Genomic DNA, 26011 nt, shown 5'->3' on the forward strand with positions numbered 1-26011 from the left:
CCCCCTCGTGGGGGGGTAGTCGCCCCCCCCACCCCCCCCCCCCCCCCCCCCCCCCCCCCCACCCACCCCCCCCCCCCTCCCCCCTCCCCCCCCCCCCCCCCCCCCCCCCCCCCCCCCCCGCCGTCCGGAGAGCGGGGTGCGGGCCGAAGCCGGTCGTGGCTTCGGGCCCGGCAGCACGGCTCAGTACACGGGCTTGTCCGGTTCGATCTGGTTGACCCAGCCGATCACGCCGCCGCCCACGTGGACGGCGTCCGCGAAGCCGGCGGACTTCAGGACCGCGAGGACTTCCGCACTGCGGACACCCGTCTTGCAATGCAAGACGATCTTCTTGTCCTGCGGAAGGCTCTCCAGGGCGGTGCCCATGAGGAACTCGTTCTTCGGGATCAGGCGCGCGCCCGGGATGGAGACGATCTCGTACTCGTTCGGCTCGCGGACGTCGATGATGTCGATGCTCTCGCCGTCGTCGATCCATTCCTTGAGCTGCTTGGGAGTGATCGTGGCGTCGGCGGCCGCCGCCTGGGCCTCCTCGGACACGACGCCGCAGAAGGCCTCGTAGTCGATGAGTTCGGTGACGGTGGGGTTCTCGCCGCAGACCGCGCAGTCGGGGTCCTTGCGGACCTTGACCTGGCGGTACTGCATCTCCAGGGCGTCGTAGATCATCAGGCGGCCGACCAGCGGCTCACCGATGCCGGCGAGGAGCTTGATGGCCTCGTTGACCTGGATGGAGCCGATGGACGCGCACAGCACGCCGAGCACGCCGCCCTCGGCGCAGGAGGGCACCATGCCGGGCGGCGGGGGCTCCGGGTAGAGGCAGCGGTAGCAGGGACCGTGCTCGGACCAGAAGACGGAGGCCTGGCCGTCGAAGCGGTAGATCGAGCCCCAGACGTACGGCTTGTTCAGCAGTACGCAGGCGTCGTTGACCAGGTAGCGGGTCGCGAAGTTGTCCGTGCCGTCGACGATCAGGTCGTACTGGCTGAAGATGTCCATCACGTTGTCGGCCTCGAGCCGCTCCTCGTGAAGGATCACGTTCGTGTACGGGTTGATGCCCTTGACGGTGTCACGGGCGGACTCGGCCTTGGAACGGCCGATGTCGGACTGGCTGTGGATGATCTGGCGCTGCAGGTTCGACTCGTCGACCTCGTCGAACTCCACGATGCCGAGGGTGCCGACGCCCGCGGCGGCGAGGTACATCAACGCCGGCGAGCCCAGGCCGCCGGCGCCCACACACAGCACCTTGGCGTTCTTCAGCCGCTTCTGCCCGTCCATGCCCACGTCGGGGATGATCAGGTGGCGGGAGTACCTGCGAACCTCGTCTACGGTGAGCTCGGGGGCCGGCTCGACCAGGGGTGGCAGCGACACGGGGACTCCGTTGGTCGGTCAATCAGTACGGTTGTTCTCTCCGTAACACTGCCATGCGCTTTTCCATTCCGAGACACCTGTTCCGATACGCGAGACGATGTCGTCCCAGTAGCCGGGCATGGTCTCCCAGGGGTCGTCGTGGCCGTCGCGGTCCATGCGGTCGGTGAAGTAGATCGTCGCGGCTCCCTGCCAGCGGGCGATGCGCAGTGCCTCCTCCAGGTGCGGTCGGGGCACGCCGTGGACGAAGTGGCAGAAGCGCTCGGGCGGATACTCCGCGGTCCACTCGGCCACCTGGGACCAGCGGTAGTCGCTCCAGGGGCCGCAGAAGGTGACCAGCTGGTCGGCGGTCTCGGCGTAACCGGGGTACGGGTGGGTGCCGTGACCGAGGACGATGTGGGCGCCGTCACGGATCGCCCGCAGGGTGGTGGCGGTGCGGCGGATCTCCGGGAGCGAGGCCCGATCCGCCGGGCACCGGTCCAGCAGGAAGCCGTCGCTGCGGTACCAGTCGAGGTACCGGTGCGCGTCGGAGACCAGCTCGCCGAAGGTGCGGGCGCCGTAGGCGGCGTCGAGCCGGCCGAGGACGCGGACGCCCGCGTTGCGCAGGCGGCCGGCCGCCTCCAGGCAGTGCGGGTCGGGCTGGGCGCCGGGGCCGGCGGCGACGTCGAGGACGACCCAGTGCAGGGGGGTGCCGGGGCGGGTGAGTTCCGCCCATTCCGCCGGGGCGAGCAGCGGGTGGGCCAGGCCGGGGACGCCGAAGCCGGTGCGGACGTCGGTGCTCGCGGTGCCTGCTGCGGTGCTGGTCAGATACGGCATGCCGCCTCCATCCAGATGTCGGCGAGGGACTCTTCGAGGTTGATCCGCGGCCGCCAGCCGAGGCGGTCGCGCGCGGTGCGCACGTCGGCCTGCTGCCAGCTGCCGCAGCCGTCGGGGTACGGAAAGGCGACCGGGGGCGCGTGGTCGCCGTCCGCGCGCACGTGCCCCTCGGTCCGCACGTGCCCCTCGGTCCGCAGGTGGCCGTCGGTCCGCAGGTGGCCGTCGGGGCGCAGGTGGCCGTCGGGGCGCAGCTGGCTCTCGGCGCGGAGGCCCAGGGCCTCGGTGCGGGGGTGGCCGATGGGGGCGCGCAGGGGGTTGCCGTGCGGGCCGTCGAGTTCGTGCAGGGCGCCGCCGTAGCCGGCGACGCGGGCGAGGGTGGCGGCGGCGTCGCGGAGGCGGACGGCGCGTCCGGAGCCGATGTTGATGACGCCCTGGGCCGCGGAGAGGGAGGCGGCGTGCACGGCTCGGGCCACGTCGCGGACGTCCACGAAGTCGCGCTGGACGCCGAGGCCGCCGAGCCGGAGTTCGCCGTCGCCGGACTGCATGGCCCGGCGCATGGCCTCCGCCAGCCGGCCCAGCGGGGAGCCGGCCGGGGTGCCGGGGCCGGCGGGCGAGAACACCCGCAGGACGACGGCGTCCAGGCCGGAGCCGAGGACCAGTTCCGTCGCGGCGAGCTTGCTGACGCCGTAGGGGCCGCCGGGGCGGGGCACGGCGTCCTCCGCGGTGGAGGAGCCGGGCTGGCTGGGGCCGTACTCCGAGCCGCAGCCGATCTGCACGAGCCGGGCGCCGCAGCCGCTGCGGCGCAGGGCTTCGCAGACGGTGGCGACGGCGACGGTGTTGTGGCGGGTCAGTTCCCGGGCGCCGCCGCGGGTGGTGCCGGCGCAGTTGATCACGACGCCGGGGTGGACGGCGTCGAGGAACCGGGTGAGGGCGCCGGGGCTGCCCGTGGCGAGGTCGAAGCGGACGTCGGCGTCGTCGCCGCGGCCGAGGGCGGTGAGCTGGACGGCCGGGTCGGCGAGCAGGCGGTCGGCGACGAAGCGGCCGATGTAACCGTTGGCTCCGATCAGCAGGACTCTCATCGGACGGCTCCCGGGGCCGAGGCGTCGGGTCGGGAGGTGGTCATGTGGGGTTCTCCTTCAAGGGGTGGAACGGGCGCGCCTGCGGCGGCCGGTGAGGGTGGCGGGGCGACCTGGGCTCACGGTGGTCCCGGGCGCGCGGTCCGCCGGTTCGGCGGGGTCATCGCGGCGGCTCCGTCGGCGCGTGGGCCGAGGCGCTCGTGAGGCGGCGCACGGCGTGCAGGAGGAGGGTCAGGACTCCGACGCCGCACGCCGCGGTCGGGACGGTGCCGGGGCCCCAGGCGGTGACGAGGGCCTCGACGGGCACGGCGAGGAAGCCGCAGCCGGGCAGCCGGCCGGCGAACAGGGTGGCCAGGGCGGTGGCCTCGGCCGTCGCCGTGGCGGTGAGCAGGAGGGCCGGGGCGTGGGTGAAGCCGTGGACGGTGAGGAGCCGGGCGAGCAGGAGCAGCGTGCCCAGGGTGAGGACCTGCGGGTAGGCGGCGGGCTCGTCCAGGGCGGCGGCGGTGAGCGAGAGGAGGCCGGTGAGCGCGGCCAGGAACAGCAGCACGGTGCCGAGCAGGAGGGGGCGTACGGAGGCGGAGAAGTCCCGCAGGCCACGGCTGGTCGTCAGCCTGCGGCGGGCGCGGCCGGTGAACAGGCGGGCGCACCAGGCCGCGGGGGCGCAGGCCAGGGCGAGTGCCGCCAGCGACGCGGTGGCCACCGGCCAGGGTCCGTCCGCCGTACCCGTGGGCAGCTCGTCGGGGCCTCCGGCGACGGCCGCGCGGAGCAGCCCGTCGCCGAGGAGCGCGTAGCCGGCGAGCCAGCCGACGACCCAGGCGGGGTGCCCGTCGGGCCGGGCCCGCCCGGTGCTCAGCGGCCCCTGGCGCACGGCCGCCCGCAGGCCGAGGGCCACGGCGAGCGCCCCCACGACGGCCGCGATCAGCCGGGACTGGCCGTCGGTGAGGCGCAGGGCGGCGATCGCCGCGGCGCACAGTGCGCCGGGGAGCAGGGTGAGGACGATCCATGCGGCGTGCGACCGGGGCTCCGACGGTGCGGGGGCCGGGGCCTGGGGTGCCGCGTCACCGTCGCGCGGGACGCGGGCGAACATCTCCTCGGCGAGGGAGAAGACGTCCCGGTGCCGGAAGCGGGCCGCGGTCCGGTCGGTGACACCGTGCGCCTCCAGGCCCGCGGCGATCTCCAGCGGGTCGACGGCCCGTTCGCACAGCTCGCGGTGACGGTGCATCAGGGCCTTGACGGGATCCGCACCGACGCGCCGCCCGGCGGGCGGCCCGGCAGGGTCCGCAGCGGCGCCCCGCCCGGCGGACCGCCCGCCGAGCGGTGAACCCGCACCACTCCCGGCCGACTGCCCGCCGCGCGGCGAGGCCTCGGGGCGCCCGGCAGCCTCCGAGACCGAACCCTTCCCGGCGGACCGCCCGCCAAGCGGTGAACCCGCACCACTCCCGGCCGACTGCCCGCCGCGCGGCGAGGTCCCGGGCCGGGCGGCAGCGTCCGAAGCCGCACGCTTCCCGGCGGAAGGCCCCCCGGGTGGCAAGGCACCGCTGGGCCCGGCGGACCGTCCGCCGGGCGGCGGCGCCGTACCGCTTCCGGTCGGCTGCTCGCCGGCCCCGCGCGCGGCGTCGCTGCGACTTGCCGTGCTCGGCTCGGTGCCGAGGTCCTGCCCCCGTGCCCCCGCCCCGTCCGTCTCCAGCCATGCGCGGGAGCGTTCGTCCCAGGCGCCGGGGCTGGCGGGGGTCTCGGGACGGTCCAGTTCGCCCAGGTCGCTCATCGGGCACCCTCGGTGGCGGCGACGGGCACCGTGGCCCGGACGGGAGCGTCCGTGGCCCAGCCGGGACCGCCGCGGGCGACGGCCCTTGCCGGTGCGGGTTCGGTCCAGCGGCCCAGGACGTGGGCCTCGGCGGGCGCGGCGAACGGCAGGGGTTCGCCGGTGTCGTCGAGGACGACCCGGTGAACGGGGCTGCGGGAGAGGATCTCCAGGTAAATGCCGTGAAATGCCGCGACGTTCTGTTCGACGGTGAACAGCTCCAGGGCCCGGGCGCGCGCGGCGGCACCGAGGCGCGCACGGCGCTCGGGGTCGCGCAGCAGGGCCACGCACGCCTCGGCGAGCGCCCGCGGATTGCGCGGCGGCACGACGAGTCCGGTGCCGCCGATCACCTCCACCACGGCGCCCACGTCCGTGGACACCGTCGGGCGACCGCAGAGCATGGCTTCGACCAGGCCGACCGGGAACCCCTCGACGACGCTGGAGAGGACGACGACGGCGCCCGAGGCGTACGCGTCGGCGGCGGAGGGCAGCTCCGGGCCGCCGATCTCCTCGAAGGAGACCGGATTGCGTCCCACGGCGTGCGGACCGTCGGCCTCGTCGGGGAAAAGCTGTGCGGCCAGGCCCCGGCAGTGGGCGAGGTAGGCCGCGCCCTCGGGGCCGCAGGGCGCGCCGACGATGCGCAGGCGCGTCGCCGGTTCGTCCTTGCGGATCTCGGCGAAGGCGTGCAGCAGCGACACCAGGTCCTTGGCGGGTTCGACGCGGCCGACCCAGACCAGGGTGCCGGGGTCCGCCCCGTCCGGCGCCTCCCCCACCTCGGTGAACGGTGCGGCGTCCATCCCCGGGTAGACGGTGCGCAGCTTGGTGCGGTCGGCCCCGCACCGCTCCTGCCAGCGGCGGGTGTGGGAGTTCCCGGGCGTGATCAGAGTGGCCCGCCGATAGGTCTCGGCGGCGAGCCGCCCGTGGAAGGCGGCGAGCAGGGAGCGCACGGCCGGGGCGGACTCCGCCGCGGTTCCGGGGGCGGTCAGGTAGTGCGTACGGAGCTGGACGCCGTACTCGGTGACCAGCAGGGGTACGCCGTGGAAGTGCCGGGCGAGCAGGCCGGGCAGGGCCGCCTGGCCGCCGGCTGCCGCGTGGCAGAGGTCCACCGCGCCGAGGCCGTCGTCCTCGTACCAGTCGAGGGACAGGGGGCGCAGGGCGCGTGCCAGGTGTGCGGTGACGGCGAGCAGCTCGGGGACGCGCGCCTCGCGCGCGGGGCGCTGGGCGCCGGGCGCGCGACAGGCGCGTTCGAGGGCGCGCACGGCCGCCTCGGAGCGCAGCGCGCGCTCCAGGCCGCCCTCGTCGCGGGCGAGCTCGGCGAGGCCGTGGAGCGCACTGGCGAAACGGTCCGCCTCAGCAGCGGACGGGTCCTCGGACGCACCGGCCGGGTCTCCGGAACGGGTCGTGCAGAGCGCCGTCGCCAGGGCGCCGTAGTGCTCGGCGAAGCGCCGGCGCGCACGCCTGCCGTACACCACCCCGTCGTCCTCCGCCATCCACAGCGGCGCCGTACGCACCCGGCTGACCTGCGGCGGCAGCGGAACCCAGCCTTCGTCCTCCTGGCGCTCGCTGCGGCTGAGCGCGTAGACGTCGAACTCGTGCTGCCCGAGCCCGCGCACGAGCCGGTCGCACCAGAGCCTGGCGTCACCGCTCACATACGGATAGCCACCCTCGGTAAGCAGTCCGATGCGCACGCGTGCACCCCCGATCTCCCGTATGGAGAGCCGCCGTTGGTCCCGGCGGCTCACAGCGGGACGAACGTATGCGGACGACCCGGTGGTGCGATGGACGGTTGTCCATCGCACCACCAAAAGGGGTGAACGGTCGTAACTTTCCCGTGCGGATCGCGTTCGGTCGCGCTAAGGGATCAAGAACTCACCGAGCGTGACGCCACGGCCATCTTCCGCCGAGTGCCGTCCGTCAGCCGGGATACGGCCACGCGTTGGGCCGGCAGTCGATGCCGTCATGGTCGACGAACTTGGTCTGCTGCTGCATGACCGGCGCGAGTTCGCCGTCCTTGTCGCAGGTCACGTGGTTGAAGCCGAGGCGATGACCGATCTCGTGGTTGATCAGCATCTGGCGGTACGCGTGGATGTCGTCGCCGAACGGCTCCGCGCCCTGCGCCCACCGGTAGGCGTTGATCATCACTCGCTCGGTCGCGGCCGAGTCGCAGGACACGTTGTCCACGGTGGTGTCCAGGCCGGACTTGGCGCACCAGACGGCGGTCGTGCCGGGGCTGGCCAGGGTGATCACGAAGTCGGGCTGCCCGGAGTGGATGCGCTCGAAGGTGCGGGCGCCGTTGTGGGCCCAGCTCCGCTGATCGTTCAGCGTCTTGTGCACGGCCTGCGCGAAGAGCTCGGCGTCGAGGCCGAGTTCCCGCTCGACGTCCACCCGGTAGGTGAACTTCTGCCCTCTTCCGGGCCCCTTGGCGATGCCGGGTACGGCCTCGAACTCACCCGGCCCGTCCAGCTTCTCGTCGAGCGGAAAGGTCTTCTCCATCTTCTGCTCGTACGTCAGCGGGGCCGCGGCGCCGGGCGCGGTCGGCGTAGGCCGCTCGTCCCTGCGCGAGGCGGGGTCGCGGCTGTCGCGCGCCTGCTCCGCGGAGGACTGCGACTGTACGTTGTCGCTCTCGCGTCCGTCGGTGACCTGGCCGGCGACGACCACCGCGAGCACGGTGGTGACGGCGGCCGCCGCGATCCCGGTGAACGTACGCCCCTTGCCGCCCCTGACCGGGCCGGGGGCGCCGGTGGGCGGCGCGTCGTCACCGCGGTCGTCGGTGCCGGGCGGGGCGGCGCCGGGCGGGAGGGTGCCGGTCCCGGCGTTCCAGTCGGTGACGGAGGCGTACGGGCCCGCCGCCCGGGTCGGGGCCCCGCCGGGGGCGCGGGAGCCGTGGGGCGGCGTACGCGCCGCGAAGACGTCGTCCTCGGCTTCGATCGCGTCCAGCTCGTCGAAGGCGTCGAGGTACTCCTGCCGCGGCCCGCCGGGTCCCGGGGTCCGACCGGGTCCGCCGCCCGCCGGCCCCGTCGGCGGTGCCTGACGCTGCCGCGGGAACGGGGGCGCGTGCCCCGGCGCCGGGCCACCCCTGAACTCGCCCCAGCCGCCCCCGGCTTCCCACTGCTCGGGGTGACCACCCCGCACCTGCCGCACCCCGTGCGCGGGCGTGCCGTCGGGGAACCGGGGCACACCGTGGGCGGGCGTGCCCTCCGGGAAGCGGGGCACGCCGTGGGCGGGCGTCCCGTCCGGGAAGCGAGGAACCCCGTGTGCGGGCGTGCCGTCGGGCAGCCGCGGGAATCCGTGGGCGGGCGTGCCGTCGTGGTGGCGGGGCACACCGTGCGCCGGCGTGCCGTCGGGGAACCCGGGGTCAGCGTGCCTCGGCGCACCCGCGGACTGCCCGGGCGTGCCCGCGGTGAAGCGCCCTTCGGTGTACCCGGGCGTCCAGGGGCCGCCCGTCCCGGCCGCGGGCTCACCGTCCCGCGCGGGCGCTCCGTACGCCGGTGCCGCGCCCGTGGGCGCGCGCCGCTCGTCCACCGATGGCGCTCCGGGTGTCCGACGGCGGTCCTGCCCCGGTGCCGGGCCGTTGGCGGGCTTGGGGGCCGGTCCGCGGCGGCTGTGGCGTCCCACGTCGCGCCTCAGCCTCCTGTGGTCTCGTTCGCGGCGCTGTCTTCCACGGCCTCGATCCTGCGGTCGTCGTTGCTGCGGTCGTCGTTGCTGTAGGGCGCCAGTCGTCCGTCGCCCCTGCGGTCGCGCTCGTCGTCCCGGCGGTCGTCGTCCCCGTGCTCGGTCTCCGCGAGCAGTTCGCGGAACGCGGTGGCCACGGTCTCCGGATACTCCATCATGGCGACGTGCCCCGCGTCAGGCAGGGTCACCAGCCGCGAGTCGCGGAAGGCACGTGCCGCCCGCTGCGCCATGCGATAGCCGACGAGTTTGTCCCGGCCACCGTAGATGAGCAACGTCGGCGCGAGAACCCGTTCGGCCTGACGCCACAGACCGTGCTGGCCGCCGACGGTGTAGGCGTTGACGATCCCGCGCGCGGAGCGGGCCATCGCGTCCCAGAAGTACGGCAGCCTGAGCCGCCGCTCCATCTCCTCCACCGCGTGCTGGAATCCCTCCGGGGTGACCCGCGCGGGATCGCCGTAGCACAGCGCCATGACGCCGCGGACCCGCTGCTCGGCCGTCCAGTCCCGGGAGATGCGGGTGAACAGCCGGGCCACGCCGGGCAGCGCGAGCAGCCCCGTCGGTACGGCGGAACGCTGGACGCGGATCTCCGGCAGCGCCGGCGACACCAGGGTCAGCGTCCGCACCAGGTCGGGCCGGACCGCGGCGACACGGGTCGTGATCGCGCCGCCGAGGGAGTTGCCGATCAGGTGCACCGGGCCGCGTCCGGCGGCGTCCAGGTGGCGGATCACCGCGCGTGCGTGACCGCTGACCGAGTAGTCGCCGTCGTCCGGTGGCGGGGAGTCGCCGAAACCCGGCAGATCGACGGCCTCGCCGTCGACGACGTCCTCCAGCAGCGGCATCAGCGCCGACCAGTTCTGGGAGGAGCCGCCGAGCCCGTGCACGTACAGCGCGGGCGGAAGTCCTGTACGGGCCGGCGGTCTCGACCGCACCGTCAAGGTGACGCCGGGCAGCCGGACCGACCTGAGCCGCTCACCCTCGGCGACCCTGACGGCTGCCCTGTCCGACAGCACGTTGGCGGGCGGCACGGACGGCAGCTCGGTCGAAGACATGCGGCAATGTTACGAGACGATCACACAGGGGTTCATGTGTTCGCCCTCACAGGCCCGCCGCTCACGCGTCATCCAATACCCACCACCCACCAACCGCCACCCGCCACCCGCCACCCGCGCGGTGCATGTCCGACGTGGTGTGGGTACTGCTGTGGACGCGGACCGCATGGCGTCCGCACCGGGTGTCTCCTAGGCTCGTGCAGAGGGCACCCGCGTGTGGCCCCTGCATTCACCAGGGACGTTCGTAGAAAGGGAGCCCGACATGGCCGTCGATCCGACCGATCCCGAGACCTTCGAGGACGAGACCGCGGAAGCCAGGGAGTTCGACGTCGAGGCCCCGGACGCCGACGCCGCCGAGCAGCACGCGGACGTCGCGCCGGACCGCGACGACCCGCTGACCGGCGTGGACCCGGACCGGGGCAACGAGGCCGACCTGGCGGAACAGGCCCGGATCGTCTCCCTCGACGAGGACGACTACCGCTGACGGGCGGCGCCGGAGGCTCACGGAACACTGCCGCACGCCCCACCGCACGCCCGCCGCACACCCACCGAACAGGGAAGAGAACGATTTCTGCCCGACCTGATCCCTTTTAAAACCACTTGCGTGGCTTTCGTCACCGTCCGGTCCGTGAAATTCTGCGCTCGCACCGCGCACACCACGGTTACCGAAAAGTACGATGGCGACGCGGCGCACACCGCACAAGGACGACTTTGGGAGGCGGCGTGACAGCCATCGAGCAGACAGAGGCGGTACGCCCACGGGGCACCCGCCTGCCCCGTCGTGCCCGACGGAACCAGCTGCTGGGCGCCGCACAGGAAGTGTTCGTGGCGCAGGGCTACCACGCCGCCGCGATGGACGACATCGCCGAGCGCGCGGGCGTGAGCAAGCCGGTCCTCTACCAGCACTTCCCGGGCAAGCTCGACCTGTACCTCGCACTGCTGGACCAGCACTGCGAGGCGCTGATCCAGTCGGTACGGAACGCGCTCGCGTCGACGACCGACAACAAGCAGCGCGTCCGGGCCACCATGGACGCCTACTTCGCGTACGTCGAGGACGACGGCGGCGCCTTCCGCCTGGTCTTCGAGTCGGACCTGACCAACGAGCCCGCCGTGCGCGAGCGCGTCGACAAGGTCACGAACGAGTGCGCCGAGGCGATCTGCGACGTCATCGCCGAGGACACCGGCCTCTCCCGCGCCGAGTCGATGCTGCTGGCCTCGGGCCTGGGCGGGCTGGCCCAGGTGGTGGCCCGGTCGTGGCTGCACAGCGACCGCAGCGTGCCGCGCGACCAGGCGGTGCAGCTGCTGACCTCGCTGGCCTGGCGGGGCATCGCCGGCTTCCCGCTGCACGGCAGCGAGCAGCAGCACGACCAGCAGCACTGATCCGCCGTTCCCGGCGGCGGCGCGTCTGCTCCCGGCGGCTGTCCGTCTGTTCCCGGCGGCTGTTCGCTCCTGGCGTTCTTGCGCGGAGCGTGTACGTCCCCTCACCGGGCTAATGTGTGCAGCGTACGGCGCGGAAGGTCGCGCACTCACTGACCGTCGGAGGGACATAGCCGTGGAGGTCAAGATCGGCGTGCAGCACGCGCCCCGCGAGATCGTTCTGGAGAGCGGTCAGAGCGCCGAGGAGGTCGAGCGCGCGGTGGCCGAGGCGCTGGCCGGCAAGGCTCAGCTGCTGAGCCTGGTGGACGAGCACGGCCGCAAGGTCCTCGTCCCCGCGGACCGCCTCGCGTACGTCGAGATCGGTGAGCCGTCTCCGCGCAAGGTGGGCTTCGGCGCGCTGTAGCGAGCAGCGGACGGCGCGAGGGCCCGGCGGTCGGCGACCGCCGGGCCCTTCGCTCTGCCCGGGGCCGGCCCGCCGCCACGCCGCTGCGCACCGGTCTCACCGACGCCTGCACCTCGCCCACACCGGCGCCTGCACCTCGTCTCGGGTCCACCGATGGCACACACAAGACGCTCACAAGGGGAGGATTGCATTCCGCAGGTCGGGGGTAAGACGGCTACGACCGTTTCGGGCAGGTCGGCCATGTGGGAGGGAACCCCGACATGATCTTGGAAGCGCTCAGCGCCGCGATCCTCGGCCTGGCCCTGTCATGGGCCGCCGCCCTCCGCCTGCCGCACCGCCTCCCGGCCCGCGCCCTCGTCCTGCCGACCGGCGTCGCCGGTGCCCTGTTCGGGGCGTTCGTCACGCACACCGCGCTGGACGCGGGAGGGCTGGTCCCCGTCCTGCTGGGCGCGGTGGTCCTCTCCGCGGCCTCGCTGTCGCTGCTGCTGCGCCCCGCGGGAAGACTCCGCGGCCGCTCGGCAACCGTCTGACCGGCCGATTCCGACACCGCCCGCGCCCCCGGAGGTGACCGGCACGGTGGGACCGGCACGGCGTAGCTCGCCCGGCCGATCGCCCCGGCCCGCCCGGGCCGCGGGGTCACGGCCGCCGGGCGGGGAGCCCGGCTCGGGCCGCCAGGATCGGAACCGTCGGCTCAGGCCGCCAGGCCCAGCGCCGCCATCCGCTTGGTGTGCGCCTCCGTGATGCGGGAGAACATCTTGCCGACCTCCGCGAGGTCGAAGCCGTCGGCGACGCCGCCCACGAGCATCGTCGACAGGGCGTCCCGGTCGGCGACCACGCGCTGGGACTGCGACAGGGCCTCGCCCATCAGCCGCCGTGCCCACAGGGCCAGCCGGCCGCCCACCCTCGGGTCCGCGTCGATCGCCGCGCGCACCTTCTCCACGGCGAACCCGGCGTGCCCGGTGTCGTCCAGCACGGTGAGCACCAGGTCGCGGGTGTCGGAGTCGAGGCGGGCGGCGACCTCGCGGTAGAAGTCGCTGGCGATCGAGTCGCCGACGTAGGCCTTGACGAGGCCCTCCAGCCAGTCCGAGGGCGCCGTCTGCTTGTGGAAGCCCGCGAAGGCCGCCACGAACGGCTCCATGGCCGCCGTCGGCTCCTCACCGATCTCGGCGAGCCGGTCGCGCAGCCGCTCGAAGTGGTGGAACTCGGCGGAGGCCATCTTCGCCAGCTCCGCCTTGTCCGCCAGCGTCGGCGCCAGCTTGGCGTCCTCCGCGAGCCGCTCGAACGCCGCCAGCTCGCCGTACGCCAGCGCACCGAGCAGATCCACGACCGCGGCGCGGTACTGCGGGTCGGCGGAGGCCGTCGCCCAGTCCCGGGCGGCGACTCCGGTGGGCTCGGCGGTGTCGTTGCCAGGCTTGTCAGAGCTCGTCATGAAGCGCACAATAGCCCGCCCGCCACCGGGCGGAAGTCCCTGGTCGGCCTTCGGTCGACCCTCGGTCGGCCCTCGGTCGCCCTCACCCGGCACTCAGTCGGCCCTCACCCGGCCCTCGGGCGGTCCCCGCTCGGTCCTCGGTCGGTCCCCGCTCGATCCTCGCTCGGTCCCTCGGTCGCGACCGGGTCGTCACCGGGTCGCTGACCGGCCGCCCCGCCCGCCTCCCCCGCCGCACCGGCGTGCCGAACCCGGTGACGGACGCTGTGACGACGGCTACATGGCCAAATCGGCCATCGCATGTGCGCGAATCCGGGGTATGGTGGTAATGCGCCTGCCGAGTATGTGACGTACGGGTACGTGACATCTTCGTCGGGCCGCACGCATGAGGATGCCCGGTCGGTGGCCCGATCGGCTCCGACCCGACAGCCCTTCGTTCCGTACGGCACAGTGCGTACGGAAGGCGGAGGGACACCCTCAGCGGTACGAGCGCTAGAGCGTCGGCAGTGGTCCCGTGCCCTACGGCACCGCCCGTAAGGCAGCCGTCGTCCCCGGCACGGTCCAACACGACCCCCCGCGCTCGCCTCGCACCGCGCACACAGAAGAGGCAGCACCCTGACTACGACGTTCCGATCCCTCGGGATCCTCCCCGAGACCGCCGAGGCCCTGGAGGCCGTCGGCATCACCACCCCCTTCCCCATCCAGGAGATGACGCTCCCCGTGGCCCTCTCGGGCACGGACGTCATCGGCCAGGCCAAGACCGGCACCGGCAAGACGCTGGGCTTCGGCCTCCCGCTCCTCGAGCGCGTCACCGTCCCCGCCGACGTGGAGGCGGGCCGCGCCCGGCCCGAAGACCTGACCGACGCCCCGCAGGCGCTCGTCGTCGTCCCCACGCGCGAGCTGTGCACGCAGGTCACCAACGACCTGCTGACCGCCGGCAAGGCCCGCAACGTGCGGGTCCTGGCGATCTACGGCGGCCGGGCCTACGAGCCGCAGGTCGAGGCCCTCAAGAAGGGCGTCGACGTGGTCGTCGGCACCCCGGGCCGCCTGCTCGACCTCGCCGGCCAGAAGAAGCTCGACCTGAAGCACGTCAGGTGCCTCGTCCTGGACGAGGCCGACGAGATGCTCGACCTGGGCTTCCTGCCCGACGTCGAGAAGATCATCGACATGCTGCCGGTGAAGCGCCAGACGATGCTGTTCTCGGCGACCATGCCGGGCGCCGTGATCGGCCTGGCCCGCCGCTACATGTCGCAGCCGACCCACATCCGCGCCACCGCGCCGGACGACGAGGGTGCGACGGTGGCGAACATCAAGCAGTTCGTCTACCGCGCGCACTCCATGGACAAGCCGGAGATGGTCTCCCGCATCCTCCAGGCCGAGGGCCGCGGACTGGCGATGATCTTCTGCCGCACCAAGCGCACCGCCGCCGACATCGCCGAGCAGCTCCAGCGCCGCGGGTTCGCCTCCGGCGCGGTCCACGGCGACCTCGGACAGGGCGCCCGCGAGCAGGCGCTGCGCGCCTTCCGCAACGGCAAGGTGGACGTGCTGGTCTGCACCGACGTCGCCGCCCGCGGCATCGACGTCGAGGGCGTGACGCACGTCATCAACTACCAGACGCCCGAGGACGAGAAGACATACCTGCACCGCGTCGGCCGTACGGGCCGCGCGGGCGCCAAGGGCACCGCGATCACGCTGGTCGACTGGGACGACATCCCGCGCTGGCAGCTGATCAACAAGGCGCTGGAGCTGGGCTTCGGCGACCCGGCGGAGACGTACTCCACCTCCCAGCACCTCTACTCCGAGCTGGGCATCCCGGAGGGCACCAAGGGTGTCCTGCCGCGCGCGGCGCGCACCCGCGCCGGTCTGGCCGCGGAGGAGCTGGAGGACCTGGGCGAGCCGGGCGGCCGGGGCGGTCGCGGACGCGGTGGCCGGGACGGTCGCGGCGGCCGGGACGAGTCCCGTTCCGCCGAGCGCGAGCGTCCGGCGCGTACTCCGCGTCGCCGCCGCCGTACGCGCGGCGGGGCACCGGTGGACGCGGCACAGTCCGGCGACACCACGAACGCCACCACCTCGCCCGGCACGGCCGTGACCGGCGACGCGGAGGCGGACGGCGCACAGGCCGGTTCCCGCACCCTGCGCCGTCGGCGCCGTACCCGCGGCGGGGCGCCGGCCGAGGCCGCGCAGGCGGCGGAGGCCGCCGTGGCCACCGCCGAGGGGTCGGCCCCCGAGGCCTCCGTCGCGACGGAGGCCGTCGCCGCGGGCGCGGAGGCCGCCGAGGCCGCGGCGAAGCCGCGCCGCCGCCGTACGCGGAAGTCGGCGGAGACACCGGCCACCACGGTGGAGCCGACCGAGTCGGCCGCACCGTCCGTGCCGGACGCTCCCGAGGCCACGGTGGCCGTCGACGCACCCGCGGCCCCGGCCGTCGAGGAGGCGCCCGCTGCCAAGCCGCGCCGCCGCACCCGCAAGGCGGCGACGACGGCGGAGACGGCGGTCGACACCGCCGAGGGGACGGTCGAGCCCACGTCGGAGGCCGCGGAGAGCGCGCCCGAGGCCACGGAGCAGAAGCCGCGCCGCGCACGGAAGTCGACGGCCAAGGCGGAGAAGGCGGAGACCGCCGCCGACACCGCCGAGGGCACGGAGGCGAAGCCGAGGACGCGCCGCACCCGCAAGGCCGCGGCGCCGGCGGAGTCCGCCGACTCCTCCGAGACCGCCGTCGACACGGCGGAGGGCGCCGAGGCCAAGCCCAAAGCCCGCCGCACCCGCAAGGCCACCGCCGCCACCGAAACGGCCCCGGCCGCGGAGGCGTCGGAGCCGTCGGCGGAGAAGCCGCGCCGCACGCGGAAGACCGCCGCCACGGCCAAGGCCGCCACCGAGACGGCGGAGGGCGCCGAGGCCAAGCCCAAGGCCCGCCGCACCCGCAAGGCCACCGCCGCCACCGAGACGGCCCCGGCGGACATCCCCGCCCAGGCCGCCGAGGAACCGGCGGCCACCGAGGCCAAGCCGCGGCGCCGCACCCGCAAGGCCACGGCCGCCACGGCCACCGTGGAGCCCACGGAGGCCTGACGCCCGCACCGGTCACCCCCTCGGCCCGGTCCGCCCCGCGCGGACCGGGCCGACGGCATTCCCGGGGACCACCGGCCGCCAAGGCAGAGTGCCGGCGCAGAGCCGGCCCGCCCCCGAAGCAGAACGCCTGCTCAACCTCAAGCCCCACCAAGCAGGACCCCGGCGCAACCCCAAACCCCACCAAGCAGGCCGTCGGCGCAACCCCAAACCCCACCAAGCAGGACCCCGGCGCAACTCCACACCCCACCGCGCAGAAAGCCGACCCAGCCCCAGCCCCAAGCCCCACCGCCCAGACCGCCGACGCAGCCCCGCAGGCCGTGCCGGCGCCATCCCGCGGCCGGCGCACCGTCCACCACGCCCGGTCGGGCCCGATACCCTCGGCGCGTGAGTCAGAACGCCATCTTCACCCCGCCCCCGGACGCGCGTGTCCACCGGCTGCGGACCGCGCGGGGAGGGTTCGCCGTCGTGGACTCCCCCGTCGCCGACGGCGTCGAGCCGAAGGGCGTCGTGCTGATGCTGCCCGGCTTCACGGGCAGCAAGGAGGACTTCACGCTGCTGCACGAGCCGCTCGGGGCGCGCGGCTACCGGACCGTCGCCGTCGACGGACGCGGCCAGTACGAGTCCGACGGGCCCGCGGACGACGAGTCCGCCTACGCCCGGCCGGAACTGGCGCAGGACGTGCTCGCGCAGGTCGCGGCCCTGGAGGCCGGGGCCCCGGTGCATCTTCTCGGGCACTCGCTCGGCGGCCAGATCGCCCGGGCCGCCGTACTCCTGGACCACTCCCCCTTCCGTTCCCTCACACTGATGTCGTCCGGCCCGGCGCAGATCTCGGTCTCGCAGCAGCAGCGCGTGAAGCTGCTGCACGACGCGCTCGCCGTGATGTCCATGGCCGAGGTGTGGGAAGCGATCCAGGCCATGGGCCCGCCCGAGGAGGTCGGCGGCCCCGCCCGCGGCCTCGTCGACGAGGAGCGGTTGCGCGACCGCTGGCTCCGCACCAGGCCGGCACAACTCGTGGCGACCGGGCGTCAACTGTGCACGGAGCCTGACCGGGTCGCCGAACTCGCCGCCCTGCCGCTCCCGTTCCACGTGCTGTCGGGGGAACGCGACGACACCTGGCCGGTGCCGCTCCTCAACGACATGGCCGAACGGCTGGGCGCGCGCCGGACCGTCGTCCCCGGCGCCGAGCACTCCCCCAACACCGACCGTCCCCTGCCCACGGCCGCCGCCCTCGCCGACTTCTGGGACACGGTGCCCCGCTGAACCACCGCAGCCGGCGACCGGCCGTCGGCGCCCCGGCCGGAGGAGACCGGGTGCGGGCCTAGTACAGCGTCTGCACGTGCTCCCAGAACCCGTCGCGCAGGGCCCTTCGCAGGTCCGCCTGGCCGCGGAGGGAGTACTGGAGCATGCCCTCCGCCTCCACCAGCAGGTCCTGGTCGACCGAGCCGGGCAGGTAGGGGTGGCCGGGGAGCAGCTCCGCCAACGACTCGCGTCCCCGGGCGGCCAGCCACTTCGCCGCGATCTGGGCGCCCACGAAGCGGACGTCCTCGCGGGTCGGCCGGGCGGTGCCGGTCGTCTCGTAGGGCGCGGTGGTGCGCCGGGAGACGTACGGCTTGAAGAAGTCCAGCTCGAAGGTGCGCTGGCTGTCGACCTCCCAGAGGAGGGGATCGGCCTGGTTGCGTCCCTCGGGGGCCTCCACGCCCCACAGGTGGACCCGGGCGCCGTAGCCCTGGGCCGCCTCGACCGCCGAGACCAGGTCCTCGTCGCCGCCGAGCAGCGCCGCGTCGCTGATGGCCCGGTGCCGGGCGAGGGACTCCAGGTCGGAGCGGATCAGGGAGTCGACGCCCTTCTGCTGGTTGTTGGCGTTGAGGTTGCCGAGGCGGACCTTGACGTCCGGCAACTCGGCGATGGACTGCTGCTCGGCGGTGTGGATGCGGCGCCGGGCGCCGTCGTACCAGTAGACCCGCAGCAGCCTGCTGTCCGCGAAGATCGAGCGGGCCTTGTCGATGAGGGCGTCGATCAGGCCCTCGGCGTCGAGGTCGAAGGCGCGCCGGTCCTCGGTCCCCGCCACCAGACGGCCCGCCGCCGCGTACAGATATCCGGCGTCGACGAAGATCGCATGGGTCGAGGGCGTCTTCGCCACCTCGGCGAGCATGCGCTCCAGCAGCTCGTTGGTGCGCTCGATGCGGGCGTTCAGGGACCCGAGGTCGTCGTTCATCAGCTCCATTGTCCCGGCGGTCACGCTGTGAACACAACCGGTCCCGGTCGGTCCCGCCCGGGCGAGGAGCGGGCAGCCCCTACCACCGGGTAATTAGACGTTCGAAAAATTTCTTTAGCGTAGGGAATGTTTGTTACATCCGCGTCGTTGACTGGATGTAGCCGCTGAGAGACGCGGGGCATCGGTGCCCCGTGTGATGCTCGCGGCACCCACAGTAGTTCTCCTCAGGAGGATGACCAGACGAAGGGAGAGGCCATGCGATTTGAAGTCATGCGACTCGACGATGTCGACGGCACGCCCGTGGACACGACCGTTGTGGACGCCGCCTCTGTCAACCGCATCGTCCAGCAGGCAGCCGCCATCGGGCAGCGCCTGTGGATCCGCCCGGCCGGCACGTCGGCCTCGTAGCGCGCGGAAGTCTTTGTATACGCCCGGAGCCCCGGTACGCACCGCGTACCGGGGCTCCACTCGTACGCACCCGGCTCGCGGGCACGGGTCACGCCCCCTGGATCACCTGCGTGACGCCGTTGATGATCTGCTGCACGGCGATCGCGGAGAGCATCATGCCCGCCAGCCGGGTCACCAGGACGACGCCGCCGTCCTTGATGACGCGGATGATCAGCAGGGAGTAGCGCATCACGAGCCACAGCACGACGTGGATGGCGAGGATCGCCGACCACACCGACACCTGCATGCCGACGCCGTCCGCCTTCTGCACGGCGAGGATGACCGACACGATCGCCCCGGGCCCGGCCAGCAGCGGCATGCCCAGCGGGACGAGCGCGACGTTGACGTCCTTGGTCTGCTTCGGTTCGTCCGTCTTGCCGGTGAGCAGGTCCAGCGCGATCAGCAGGAGCAGCAGCCCGCCCGCGATCATCAGGGCGGGTACGGAGACATGCAGGTAGTTCAGGATCTGGTGGCCCAGCAGACCGAACACGGTGATGACACCGCCGGCCACGCAGACCGCCTGGAAGGCCATCCGCCGCTGGACCTTGACGGGCCGGCCCGCGGTCAGCGCGAGGAAGATCGGGGTGATCCCGGGGGGATCCATGATGACGAAGAGGGTCAGGAAGAGGGAACCGAAGACGGCGATGTCGAACATGGGTGAGCCACTGGCCTTGCAGGAGAAACGGATGGGAGTGTGCGGGGGGGAAGTGAGTACGGGGAGCGTTCCGGGCGGCGGCTCGGGGCCGCGCGTCGGCACCGGGCACGGCCGGGTGGGAGTCGGCGCACGAGAGCCGTGGCCGGGCCGGCCCTCCGGGACCGAGCCCGGTCCGGAACCAGCACGGCACGGGGAGCCGGAGCTCGCGGGCAGGTGACCGAAGACACGGGCAGGTGACCGGACAGGAGACCGAGCGGAACTCCGGGCGGGCACGCCCACCGGAACACCGCGGCGTACGAAGCCCGGCGACCCAGCGGCCCGGCAGCCCAGCGGCCCAGGCCAGCAGCCCGGCGGACCCAGCAGTCCGGCCCAGCAGTCCGGCGACCCAGCGGCCCGGCAGCGGCAGCCCGGCTCAGCAGCCCCTGTCAGTGCCCTTGGCCCTCGACCGCCGAGCGTGGACGAGTGGACGGCCGGACCTCGGGTCAGGGCCCCAGGTCGGCGCCCGGCCGGACCCGGCGTGCACCCATGACAGCCGGAACGCGGAGGATCAGGCTCCGCCGGCCCCCGGCACCGGGAACGCCCCGAAGGCCCGCCGCGTGATCTCTCCGTAGACCTCGGGGTCCGTGGTGTAGTCGCCGAGCGAGCAGGTCTTCCGGCTGCCGTGGTAGTCGCTGGACCCGGTCACCAGCAGCCCCAGTTCCTTGGCGAGCCCGCGCAGCCGGGCCCGGGTGTCCGCGTCGTGGTCCATGTGGTCGACCTCGATGCCGTCGAGCCCGGCGGCGGCCATCTCGGCGATCGCGGTCTCCGGTACCGTGCGCCCCCGCTTGGCGGCGGCCGGGTGCGCGAAGACGGCGACCCCGCCCGCGCCCTTGATCAGCCGGATCGCCTCGAAGGGGTCGGTCTCGTGCTTCTCCACGTAGGCCCGGCCGCCGTCGGCGAGCCAGTCCTCGGTGAAGGCGTCCCCCACGGTCGGTACGACGCCCAGTTCGACGAGCGCGGAGGCGACGTGCGGCCGCCCCACCGAGCCGTGGCCCGCGATCCGCTCGACCTGCTCCCAGGTGACCGGCACGCCCAGCGCGTTCAGCTTGGCGACCATGCCCTTGGCCCGCGGCACGCGGTCGTCGCGGACCAGCTCGCGCTCGGCGAGCAGCGCGGGCTCCTCGGGGTCGAACAGGTAGGCCAGCATGTGCATGCTGACGCCGTCGTGACGACAGGACAGCTCGGCGCCGGTGACCAGCGTGAGCCCCTCGGGCAGCGCGGCGGTCGCCTCGGCGTACCCACGGGTGGTGTCGTGGTCGGTCAGCGCGACGACGTCGAGGCCGGCCGCGGCGGCGTTCCGCACCAGCTCGGCCGGGGTGTCCGTGCCATCGGACGCGGTGGAGTGGGTGTGCAGATCGATACGCACGACGCTGACTCCAAGCGGTGACATGACGGACGGGGACGCTCCAGCATAACGGGAATTCCCCCCTCCCCCGTCACAGCCACTGCACCCGAGCGCCCCCTACAAGCACCGCGAGCGCAAACGCCCCCGAGGCCCGGCCAAGCCGCGCGGCCACGACAAACGCCCTCGACACCCCCAACCTCAGGGGCGCGGGGAACTGCGCGACCAGCCACCCCCGACCCGCAGCCGCCACCGAACGCACCCCCTCCCCCGCCAGGCGCCCCCAGACACGGCCACCGGCACTACGACCGGACAGGGCCACCGGCAGGTACTACGACCGGACACCGCCACCGGCAGGTACTACGACCGGACACGGCACCGGCCCTACGGCTTGAGCAAGCGCGGCGACAACGCACCGCACGGCACCAGCTCGACCTCGGCTCCGGCGTCGCGCAGGTCGGTCAGCACCAGCTCGTCGTACATCAGCAGCCCCGACTGCTCCGGCCACACGACCGCCCACAGCCACATGCCGAGCGCCTCGCCCGCGAAGACCGCACGGTCGGCGGGGGCGCCGGAGACATGCCAGAGCGGGGTCGGGCGCCCGGCGGCCAGGACCTTGGCCTGGGCCGGCTTCTCGACATCGAGGTACGGGCCGGGGTCCGGGGCGTCGATGCCGGCGTACCGCGCGCCGAGGCCGACGCCGAGTTCCTCGGCGACCAGGATCAGCTCGCCGATGCCGCCGAGCGGGCCGGGCCCGGAGCAGGCCACCGCGGTGGCCCGGCCGCCGGAGCGGTCGTCACCCGCACAGGCCACGCCCGTGAACAGCCAGCCGACCGGCAGCGGCCACGGCATCCACACCGGAACCTGTGTGCGGTGCACCACGACCTCGAGGGCCTCGACGCTGGGCGGGACCACGGGCTGCAACGGATGCACCGTGCCGTGGACGTCGCACTGCCAGGAATCGGCGAAGAGACCGGGAGCCCTGACCCGGCCACCACACTTCGGGCAACTGGGTTCGCCCCTCATAGAGCCCCACGGTCCTACCCCGGCACCGCCACGTCAAGGACGATCACCCATCCGGACGGAACCGCCGCCCCACAGAACTAGATGTAGAGAGCACTAATTAGCCATGCTAATTTAATACGTGTATACACCAACCAAATCTTCCGGAGTACCAATGGACCCCTTCGAAGCGGGCGCGGGCGGCATCCTGCGGCAGCCCAAGGCCGTGTGGGCCACCGCCGGCGCGTCCGTCGTGGCCTTCATGGGCATCGGACTCGTCGACCCGATCCTGCCGTCCATCGCCCAGGGCCTGCACGCCAGTGCCGGCCAGGTCTCCCTGCTCTTCACCTCGTACTTCCTGATCACCGCCGTCGCGATGCTGGTCACCGGATTCGTCTCCAGCCGGATCGGCGGACGCAGGACGCTGCTGCTCGGCCTGGCCTTCGTCGTGGTCTTCGCCGGGCTCGCGGGCACCTCCGACACCGTCGGCCAGCTCGTCGGCTACCGGGCCGGCTGGGGCCTGGGGAACGCGCTGTTCGTCTCGACGGCCCTCGCGGTCATCGTCGGCGCGGCGGCGGGAGGCAGCGCGGCCGCCGTCCTGCTGTACGAGTCCGCCCTGGGCCTCGGCATGGCCTGCGGCCCGCTGCTGGGCGCACTGCTCGGCGACGCCAGCTGGCGCTACCCCTTCTTCGGCACCGCGTTCCTGATGGCGGCCGGCTTCCTGTGCATCGCCGCCTTCCTCAAGGAGCAGCCCAAGCCCGCGCGCCGCACCTCGCTGCTGGACCCGATCAGGGCGCTGGGCCACGGCGGGCTGGCGTCCGCCGCGATCTCGTCGTTCTTCTACAACTACACGTTCTTCACGGTGCTGGCCTTCACGCCGTTCGTGCTGGACATGACGCCGTACAAGTCCGGTGCGGTGTTCTTCGCCTGGGGTGTGCTGCTCGCCGTCTTCTCGGTGATCGTGGCGCCCCGGATGCAGAAGCGGTTCGGCTCGCTGAAGGTGCTCGGCGGCTCGCTGGTGCTGCTCGCGGCCGACGTGCTCGTGCTCGGCTACGGCGACCACACCACGGCGGTCGTCTGCACGGTGCTGTCCGGCGCGTTCATCGGCGTGAACAACACCGTCTACACCGAGCTGGCCCTCGGCGTGTCCGACGCCCCGCGCCCGGTGGCGAGCGCCGGCTACAACTTCGTGCGCTGGTTCGCGGCGGCGGCCGCCCCCTACTTCGCCCCGAAGATCGAGGAGTGGACCGACGTCCACGTCCCGTTCGCCGTGGCCGCCGTCACCGCGGTGCTGGGCGCGGCCGTGGTCGTCGTACGGCGGGGGGCGCTCACCGCGCGGGCCCGGGAGCTGGAGCCGAGGCACGCCACCGAGGACGGCGTCTCCGCCTTCGCCAACTGACCGGTGCGCCCGTGCCGTTGGTGAGATCCGTCACCCGGCGGTCAGTCCAGCGGCACGGACCTGCGGGAGGGGTCCCTGAGGTCGGTGCCATGGGTCAGCCAGCGTTCCTGGAGGGCCTCGGCGCCGTGCACCCGCTTCCAGGCGGCCTCGTTCGGCGTCATCGGCAGCAGCGGCAGGAACCGTACGGGGTCCAGCGGGGCCTGGAGTTCCAGGTCCTCGACCAGCCCGCCCGGCTCGGCGACCAGGACCGAGGTGAACGGGGCGCCGGGCCACAGCGGCTCACCGACGTCCAGGGAGGCGCCGGGGGCCACGACCACGCCCTCGACCTGCGGGGACGCGGCGAGCACGGCGAGCGGGCGGAGCACCTTGTCGGTGTCGGCGCGCCCGGCGCGGACCGACAGGACCAGCTCGGCCCGAGGGCCCTCGACCGGGTCGGCGAGCATCGCCGCGGGGTCGGTCATGGGGTGGGCGGACATGCCGAGCGTGGCGTAGCGCACGATGTCGCCCTCCGGGCCGTCACCGGTGAAGCGCAGCACCTCGATGCGGTCGGTGCCGAGGAAGGTGACCGCCGCGCGCGCGTCCGGTTCGCCCAGCGCGCTGCGCAACCGGGCCTCGACCAGAGGAAGAACATCAGCCATGCGGCGAGCATAGAACTCGTCAGGACCGGGCAAAGCCGCGCCTTGACACGCCGAGCGGCTGATACGCTGGGTCGGCGGTTTCGGGGCAGCACGCAGAAGCGTGAACCTCAGGGCCCCGCCGCACTGAACACTCCCCTACGGGGAACCCCTCTAAACAAGGGGAATCGATCGTCCCTCACGAGGGACCGACCGGAGGAGGTGGGGCTGTCATGGATCGAAGTCGACCGTGCAGTACCACTCGCTCTTCCGGCCGCTGACGCAGCAGCCTCGGCCCGTCGGCCGTCGCCGCCGTCACCTTCGCGTCTTGCCGCATCTTGGCCGCGTCTCGTCGCACGGAAGAGCACGTCGTCGTTCGTTCGACCTGCCTGACGCACCGGGTCCGGCCCGGCCCGCGTCGACAGCTCACTCAAGCGCGAAACCCGCCACCGCGACGGTGCGGTGCTCCCCGCTTTGTGGACGCGCCATCACTCCGTAGTCCGGACGTCCTCATTCCGGGTAGTTCCACCTGTCGTCGGCGTCTTTCGCTGCCCCATGCGAAGGAGCCTGCCATGTCGATGATCCGTGACCTGCGCGCCGCCGTCCGCCCGGCCCGCGTCTCGCTGCGCAAGGACAGCGGCGCCTACGACACCACCCGCGACCCGGAGACCGGCTCGGCCGTCGTGGACTGCGCCGTCTACCGGGACGGCCGCCGCATCGAGTGCGCGACGCCGCTCAGCCCGCACGAGGCGATGCGCCGGGTCCGCCGGGACGGCGGGTTCGTCTGGATCGGTCTGCACGAGCCGACCGAGGACGAGTTCGCCGGTATCGCCCGGGAGTTCGGGCTGCACCCGCTCGCCGTGGAGGACGCGGTGCAGGCGCACCAGCGGCCGAAGCTGGAGCGCTACGACGACTCCCTCTTCACGGTCTTCAAGACCATCCACTACGTCGACCACGACAAGCTCACCGCCAACAGCGAGGTCGTCCAGACCGGTGAGGTGATGTGCTTCACCGGGCGGGACTTCTTCATCACCGTCCGGCACGGCGGGCAGGGTTCGCTGCGGGCGCTGCGGCACCGGCTCCAGGACGACCCCGAGCTGCTGGCCCGGGGACCGTCGGCGGTGCTGCACGCCATCGCCGACCACGTGGTCGACGGCTACATCGCGGTCGCCGACGCGGTGCAGGACGACATCGACGAGGTCGAGACCGAGGTGTTCTCGCCCGGCCGCAAGGGCACGCCGCGCGGCAGCGACGCCGGGCGGATCTACCAACTCAAGCGCGAGGTGCTGGAGTTCAAGCGGGCGGTGTCGCCGCTGCTGCGGCCCATGCAGCTGCTCAGCGAGCGGCCGATGCGGCTGATCGACCCGGACATCCAGAAGTACTTCCGGGACGTCGCCGACCACGTCGCCCGGGTGCAGGAGCAGGTCATCGGCTTCGACGAACTGCTGAACTCCATCCTCCAGGCCAACCTCGCCCAGGCGTCCGTGGCGCAGAACGAGGACATGCGGAAGATCACCTCGTGGGCGGCGATCATCGCCGTGCCGACGATGGTGTGCGGTGTGTACGGCATGAACTTCGACCACATGCCCGAGCTGAAGTGGCGCTACGGCTACCCGCTGGTCCTCGGCATCACGGTGGCCATCTGCTTCGGCATCCACCGCACGCTCAAGCGCAACGGCTGGCTGTGAGCGGGCCTCGTTAGGCTGGGCGCATGACAAGCGAGCTGCTCGACCGGGCCCTCGTCGAGGAGGCCACGAAGAAGTCCGGGCTGATCTGGGTCCAGGCGCCCGGCGCCGCGGCGCGCGCCCTGTGGCACGTCTGGCACGAGGGGGCGGCCTGCGTGGTCGGTGACGGGCCCGGCGAGCAGCCGCTGCCCGGGCTGGCCGACGGGGCCGTGGCCGAGGTGACCGTGCGCAGCAAGGACAAGGGCGGCCGGCTGGTCTCCTGGGCGGCGCGCGTGGTGGAGCTGCCCTCCGGTTCCGAGGAGTGGCAGGCGGCGGTGGCGGAGCTGAAGGGCAAGCGGCTGAACGCGCCCGACGGCGAGGCCATGCCGGAGCGCTGGGCGCGGGAGTGCCGGGTTCTGCGCCTGGAGCCCACGGGGGCGACCGCGGCCCTGCCCGACGGCTCGCTGGCCGAGCCGCCGCTGCCGACGCCGGCGACGACCCGGGGGCCGATGCCGGCGGGGTTGCCGCGGTTGCTGGCTCGGCGCCGCCGGTAGCGCTCCGCTGGGTTGGGCGGTGTGGGGGGTGGGGGTCGGGT

Annotated in this window: 23 protein-coding genes; 10 read left to right on the plus strand and 13 right to left on the minus strand. The window is 73.4% G+C overall.

Features of this window, described 5'->3' with window-relative positions; translation table 11 throughout:
• Window positions 1-180: 180 nt before the first annotated feature.
• From moeZ to ACZ45Q_RS01090, 7 genes are all read right to left on the minus strand, one after another.
• Window positions 181-1359, minus strand: a complete 1179-nt coding sequence (gene moeZ / locus ACZ45Q_RS01060; RefSeq protein ID WP_468253672.1) for an adenylyltransferase/sulfurtransferase MoeZ — start codon at window positions 1357-1359, stop codon at window positions 181-183.
• Between the two features lie 18 nt (window positions 1360-1377).
• Window positions 1378-2172 (minus strand): spherulation-specific family 4 protein, encoded by a 795-nt coding sequence (locus ACZ45Q_RS01065; protein WP_468253673.1) that lies wholly within the window; start codon window positions 2170-2172, stop codon window positions 1378-1380.
• Window positions 2160-3251: an NAD-dependent epimerase/dehydratase family protein gene (locus ACZ45Q_RS01070; protein WP_468253674.1), complete on the minus strand. Its 1092-nt coding sequence runs from the start codon at window positions 3249-3251 to the stop codon at window positions 2160-2162. Before ACZ45Q_RS01070 ends, ACZ45Q_RS01065 begins: the two co-directional genes overlap by 13 nt.
• A gap of 157 nt (window positions 3252-3408) precedes the next feature.
• Entirely contained in the window at window positions 3409-4779 is a 1371-nt protein-coding gene (locus tag ACZ45Q_RS01075; protein WP_468254275.1) for a hypothetical protein, read from the minus strand.
• 230 nt (window positions 4780-5009) lie between these two features.
• Complete coding sequence (locus tag ACZ45Q_RS01080; RefSeq protein WP_468253675.1) at window positions 5010-6737, minus strand: DUF3492 domain-containing protein; 1728 nt, start codon at window positions 6735-6737, stop codon at window positions 5010-5012.
• Window positions 6738-6963: 226 nt separating this feature from the next.
• The gene (locus ACZ45Q_RS01085) at window positions 6964-8370 is read right to left on the minus strand and encodes a DUF3152 domain-containing protein (protein ID WP_468254278.1); all 1407 of its coding nucleotides are present in this window, start codon (window positions 8368-8370) and stop codon (window positions 6964-6966) included.
• 302 nt (window positions 8371-8672) lie between these two features.
• A complete protein-coding gene (locus ACZ45Q_RS01090; RefSeq protein WP_468253676.1) occupies window positions 8673-9770 on the minus strand; it encodes an alpha/beta fold hydrolase in 1098 nt (365 codons plus the stop codon).
• A 262-nt stretch (window positions 9771-10032) separates the two neighbouring features.
• Here ACZ45Q_RS01090 and ACZ45Q_RS01095 point away from each other — a divergent pair, with 262 nt between their 5' ends.
• The 4 genes from ACZ45Q_RS01095 to ACZ45Q_RS01110 all read left to right on the plus strand — a co-directional run bounded on the left by ACZ45Q_RS01095 (window position 10033) and on the right by ACZ45Q_RS01110 (window position 12080).
• Window positions 10033-10254: a hypothetical protein gene (locus ACZ45Q_RS01095; RefSeq protein WP_468253677.1), complete on the plus strand. Its 222-nt coding sequence runs from the start codon at window positions 10033-10035 to the stop codon at window positions 10252-10254.
• A gap of 239 nt (window positions 10255-10493) precedes the next feature.
• A complete protein-coding gene (locus tag ACZ45Q_RS01100; RefSeq protein WP_468253678.1) occupies window positions 10494-11150 on the plus strand; it encodes a TetR/AcrR family transcriptional regulator in 657 nt (218 codons plus the stop codon).
• Window positions 11151-11322: 172 nt separating this feature from the next.
• Window positions 11323-11550, plus strand: a complete 228-nt coding sequence (locus ACZ45Q_RS01105) for a DUF3107 domain-containing protein (protein WP_416525087.1) — start codon at window positions 11323-11325, stop codon at window positions 11548-11550.
• 260 nt (window positions 11551-11810) lie between these two features.
• Window positions 11811-12080 (plus strand): hypothetical protein, encoded by a 270-nt coding sequence (locus ACZ45Q_RS01110; RefSeq protein WP_468253679.1) that lies wholly within the window; start codon window positions 11811-11813, stop codon window positions 12078-12080.
• A 161-nt stretch (window positions 12081-12241) separates the two neighbouring features.
• Here the strand turns inward: ACZ45Q_RS01110 and ACZ45Q_RS01115 are convergent, their stop codons facing one another.
• Window positions 12242-12979 (minus strand): ferritin-like domain-containing protein, encoded by a 738-nt coding sequence (locus ACZ45Q_RS01115; RefSeq protein ID WP_468253680.1) that lies wholly within the window; start codon window positions 12977-12979, stop codon window positions 12242-12244.
• A gap of 705 nt (window positions 12980-13684) precedes the next feature.
• Between ACZ45Q_RS01115 and ACZ45Q_RS01120 the strand changes: the two genes are divergently transcribed.
• Both ACZ45Q_RS01120 and ACZ45Q_RS01125 read left to right on the plus strand, forming a co-directional pair.
• Window positions 13685-16039, plus strand: a complete 2355-nt coding sequence (locus ACZ45Q_RS01120) for a DEAD/DEAH box helicase (RefSeq protein ID WP_468253681.1) — start codon at window positions 13685-13687, stop codon at window positions 16037-16039.
• A gap of 384 nt (window positions 16040-16423) precedes the next feature.
• Entirely contained in the window at window positions 16424-17299 is an 876-nt protein-coding gene (locus tag ACZ45Q_RS01125) for an alpha/beta fold hydrolase (protein WP_468253682.1), read from the plus strand.
• A gap of 58 nt (window positions 17300-17357) precedes the next feature.
• Here the strand turns inward: ACZ45Q_RS01125 and ACZ45Q_RS01130 are convergent, their stop codons facing one another.
• Window positions 17358-18263 carry an NYN domain-containing protein gene (locus tag ACZ45Q_RS01130; RefSeq protein ID WP_468254281.1) on the minus strand — a complete coding sequence of 302 codons (906 nt, stop codon included), beginning with the start codon at window positions 18261-18263 and terminating at the stop codon, window positions 17358-17360.
• Window positions 18264-18509: 246 nt separating this feature from the next.
• On the opposite strand from ACZ45Q_RS01130, the gene ACZ45Q_RS01135 reads away from it, so the two are divergent.
• Window positions 18510-18662, plus strand: a complete 153-nt coding sequence (locus tag ACZ45Q_RS01135; protein WP_358783652.1) for a hypothetical protein — start codon at window positions 18510-18512, stop codon at window positions 18660-18662.
• Window positions 18663-18750: 88 nt separating this feature from the next.
• Here the strand turns inward: ACZ45Q_RS01135 and ACZ45Q_RS01140 are convergent, their stop codons facing one another.
• From ACZ45Q_RS01140 to ACZ45Q_RS01150, 3 genes are all read right to left on the minus strand, one after another.
• On the minus strand, window positions 18751-19356 hold the full coding sequence (locus tag ACZ45Q_RS01140) for a MarC family protein (RefSeq protein WP_468253683.1): 606 nt from the start codon (window positions 19354-19356) through the stop codon (window positions 18751-18753).
• A gap of 547 nt (window positions 19357-19903) precedes the next feature.
• Window positions 19904-20761, minus strand: coding sequence for a PHP domain-containing protein (locus ACZ45Q_RS01145; RefSeq protein ID WP_468253684.1), 858 nt, complete (start codon window positions 20759-20761; stop codon window positions 19904-19906).
• A gap of 360 nt (window positions 20762-21121) precedes the next feature.
• A complete protein-coding gene (locus tag ACZ45Q_RS01150; RefSeq protein WP_468253685.1) occupies window positions 21122-21763 on the minus strand; it encodes a DUF6758 family protein in 642 nt (213 codons plus the stop codon).
• Between the two features lie 151 nt (window positions 21764-21914).
• Between ACZ45Q_RS01150 and ACZ45Q_RS01155 the strand changes: the two genes are divergently transcribed.
• A complete protein-coding gene (locus tag ACZ45Q_RS01155) occupies window positions 21915-23138 on the plus strand; it encodes an MFS transporter (protein ID WP_468253686.1) in 1224 nt (407 codons plus the stop codon).
• Window positions 23139-23179: 41 nt separating this feature from the next.
• Here ACZ45Q_RS01155 and ACZ45Q_RS01160 read toward each other — a convergent pair whose 3' ends face one another.
• Entirely contained in the window at window positions 23180-23776 is a 597-nt protein-coding gene (locus tag ACZ45Q_RS01160; protein ID WP_468253687.1) for a suppressor of fused domain protein, read from the minus strand.
• 548 nt (window positions 23777-24324) lie between these two features.
• Here ACZ45Q_RS01160 and ACZ45Q_RS01165 point away from each other — a divergent pair.
• Window positions 24325-25440, plus strand: a complete 1116-nt coding sequence (locus ACZ45Q_RS01165; protein ID WP_468253688.1) for a magnesium and cobalt transport protein CorA — start codon at window positions 24325-24327, stop codon at window positions 25438-25440.
• 23 nt (window positions 25441-25463) lie between these two features.
• Window positions 25464-25970 (plus strand): hypothetical protein, encoded by a 507-nt coding sequence (locus tag ACZ45Q_RS01170; protein ID WP_468253689.1) that lies wholly within the window; start codon window positions 25464-25466, stop codon window positions 25968-25970.
• Window positions 25971-26011 lie beyond the last annotated feature (41 nt).

This window comes from Streptomyces sp. NPDC031049 (genome assembly GCF_055571015.1).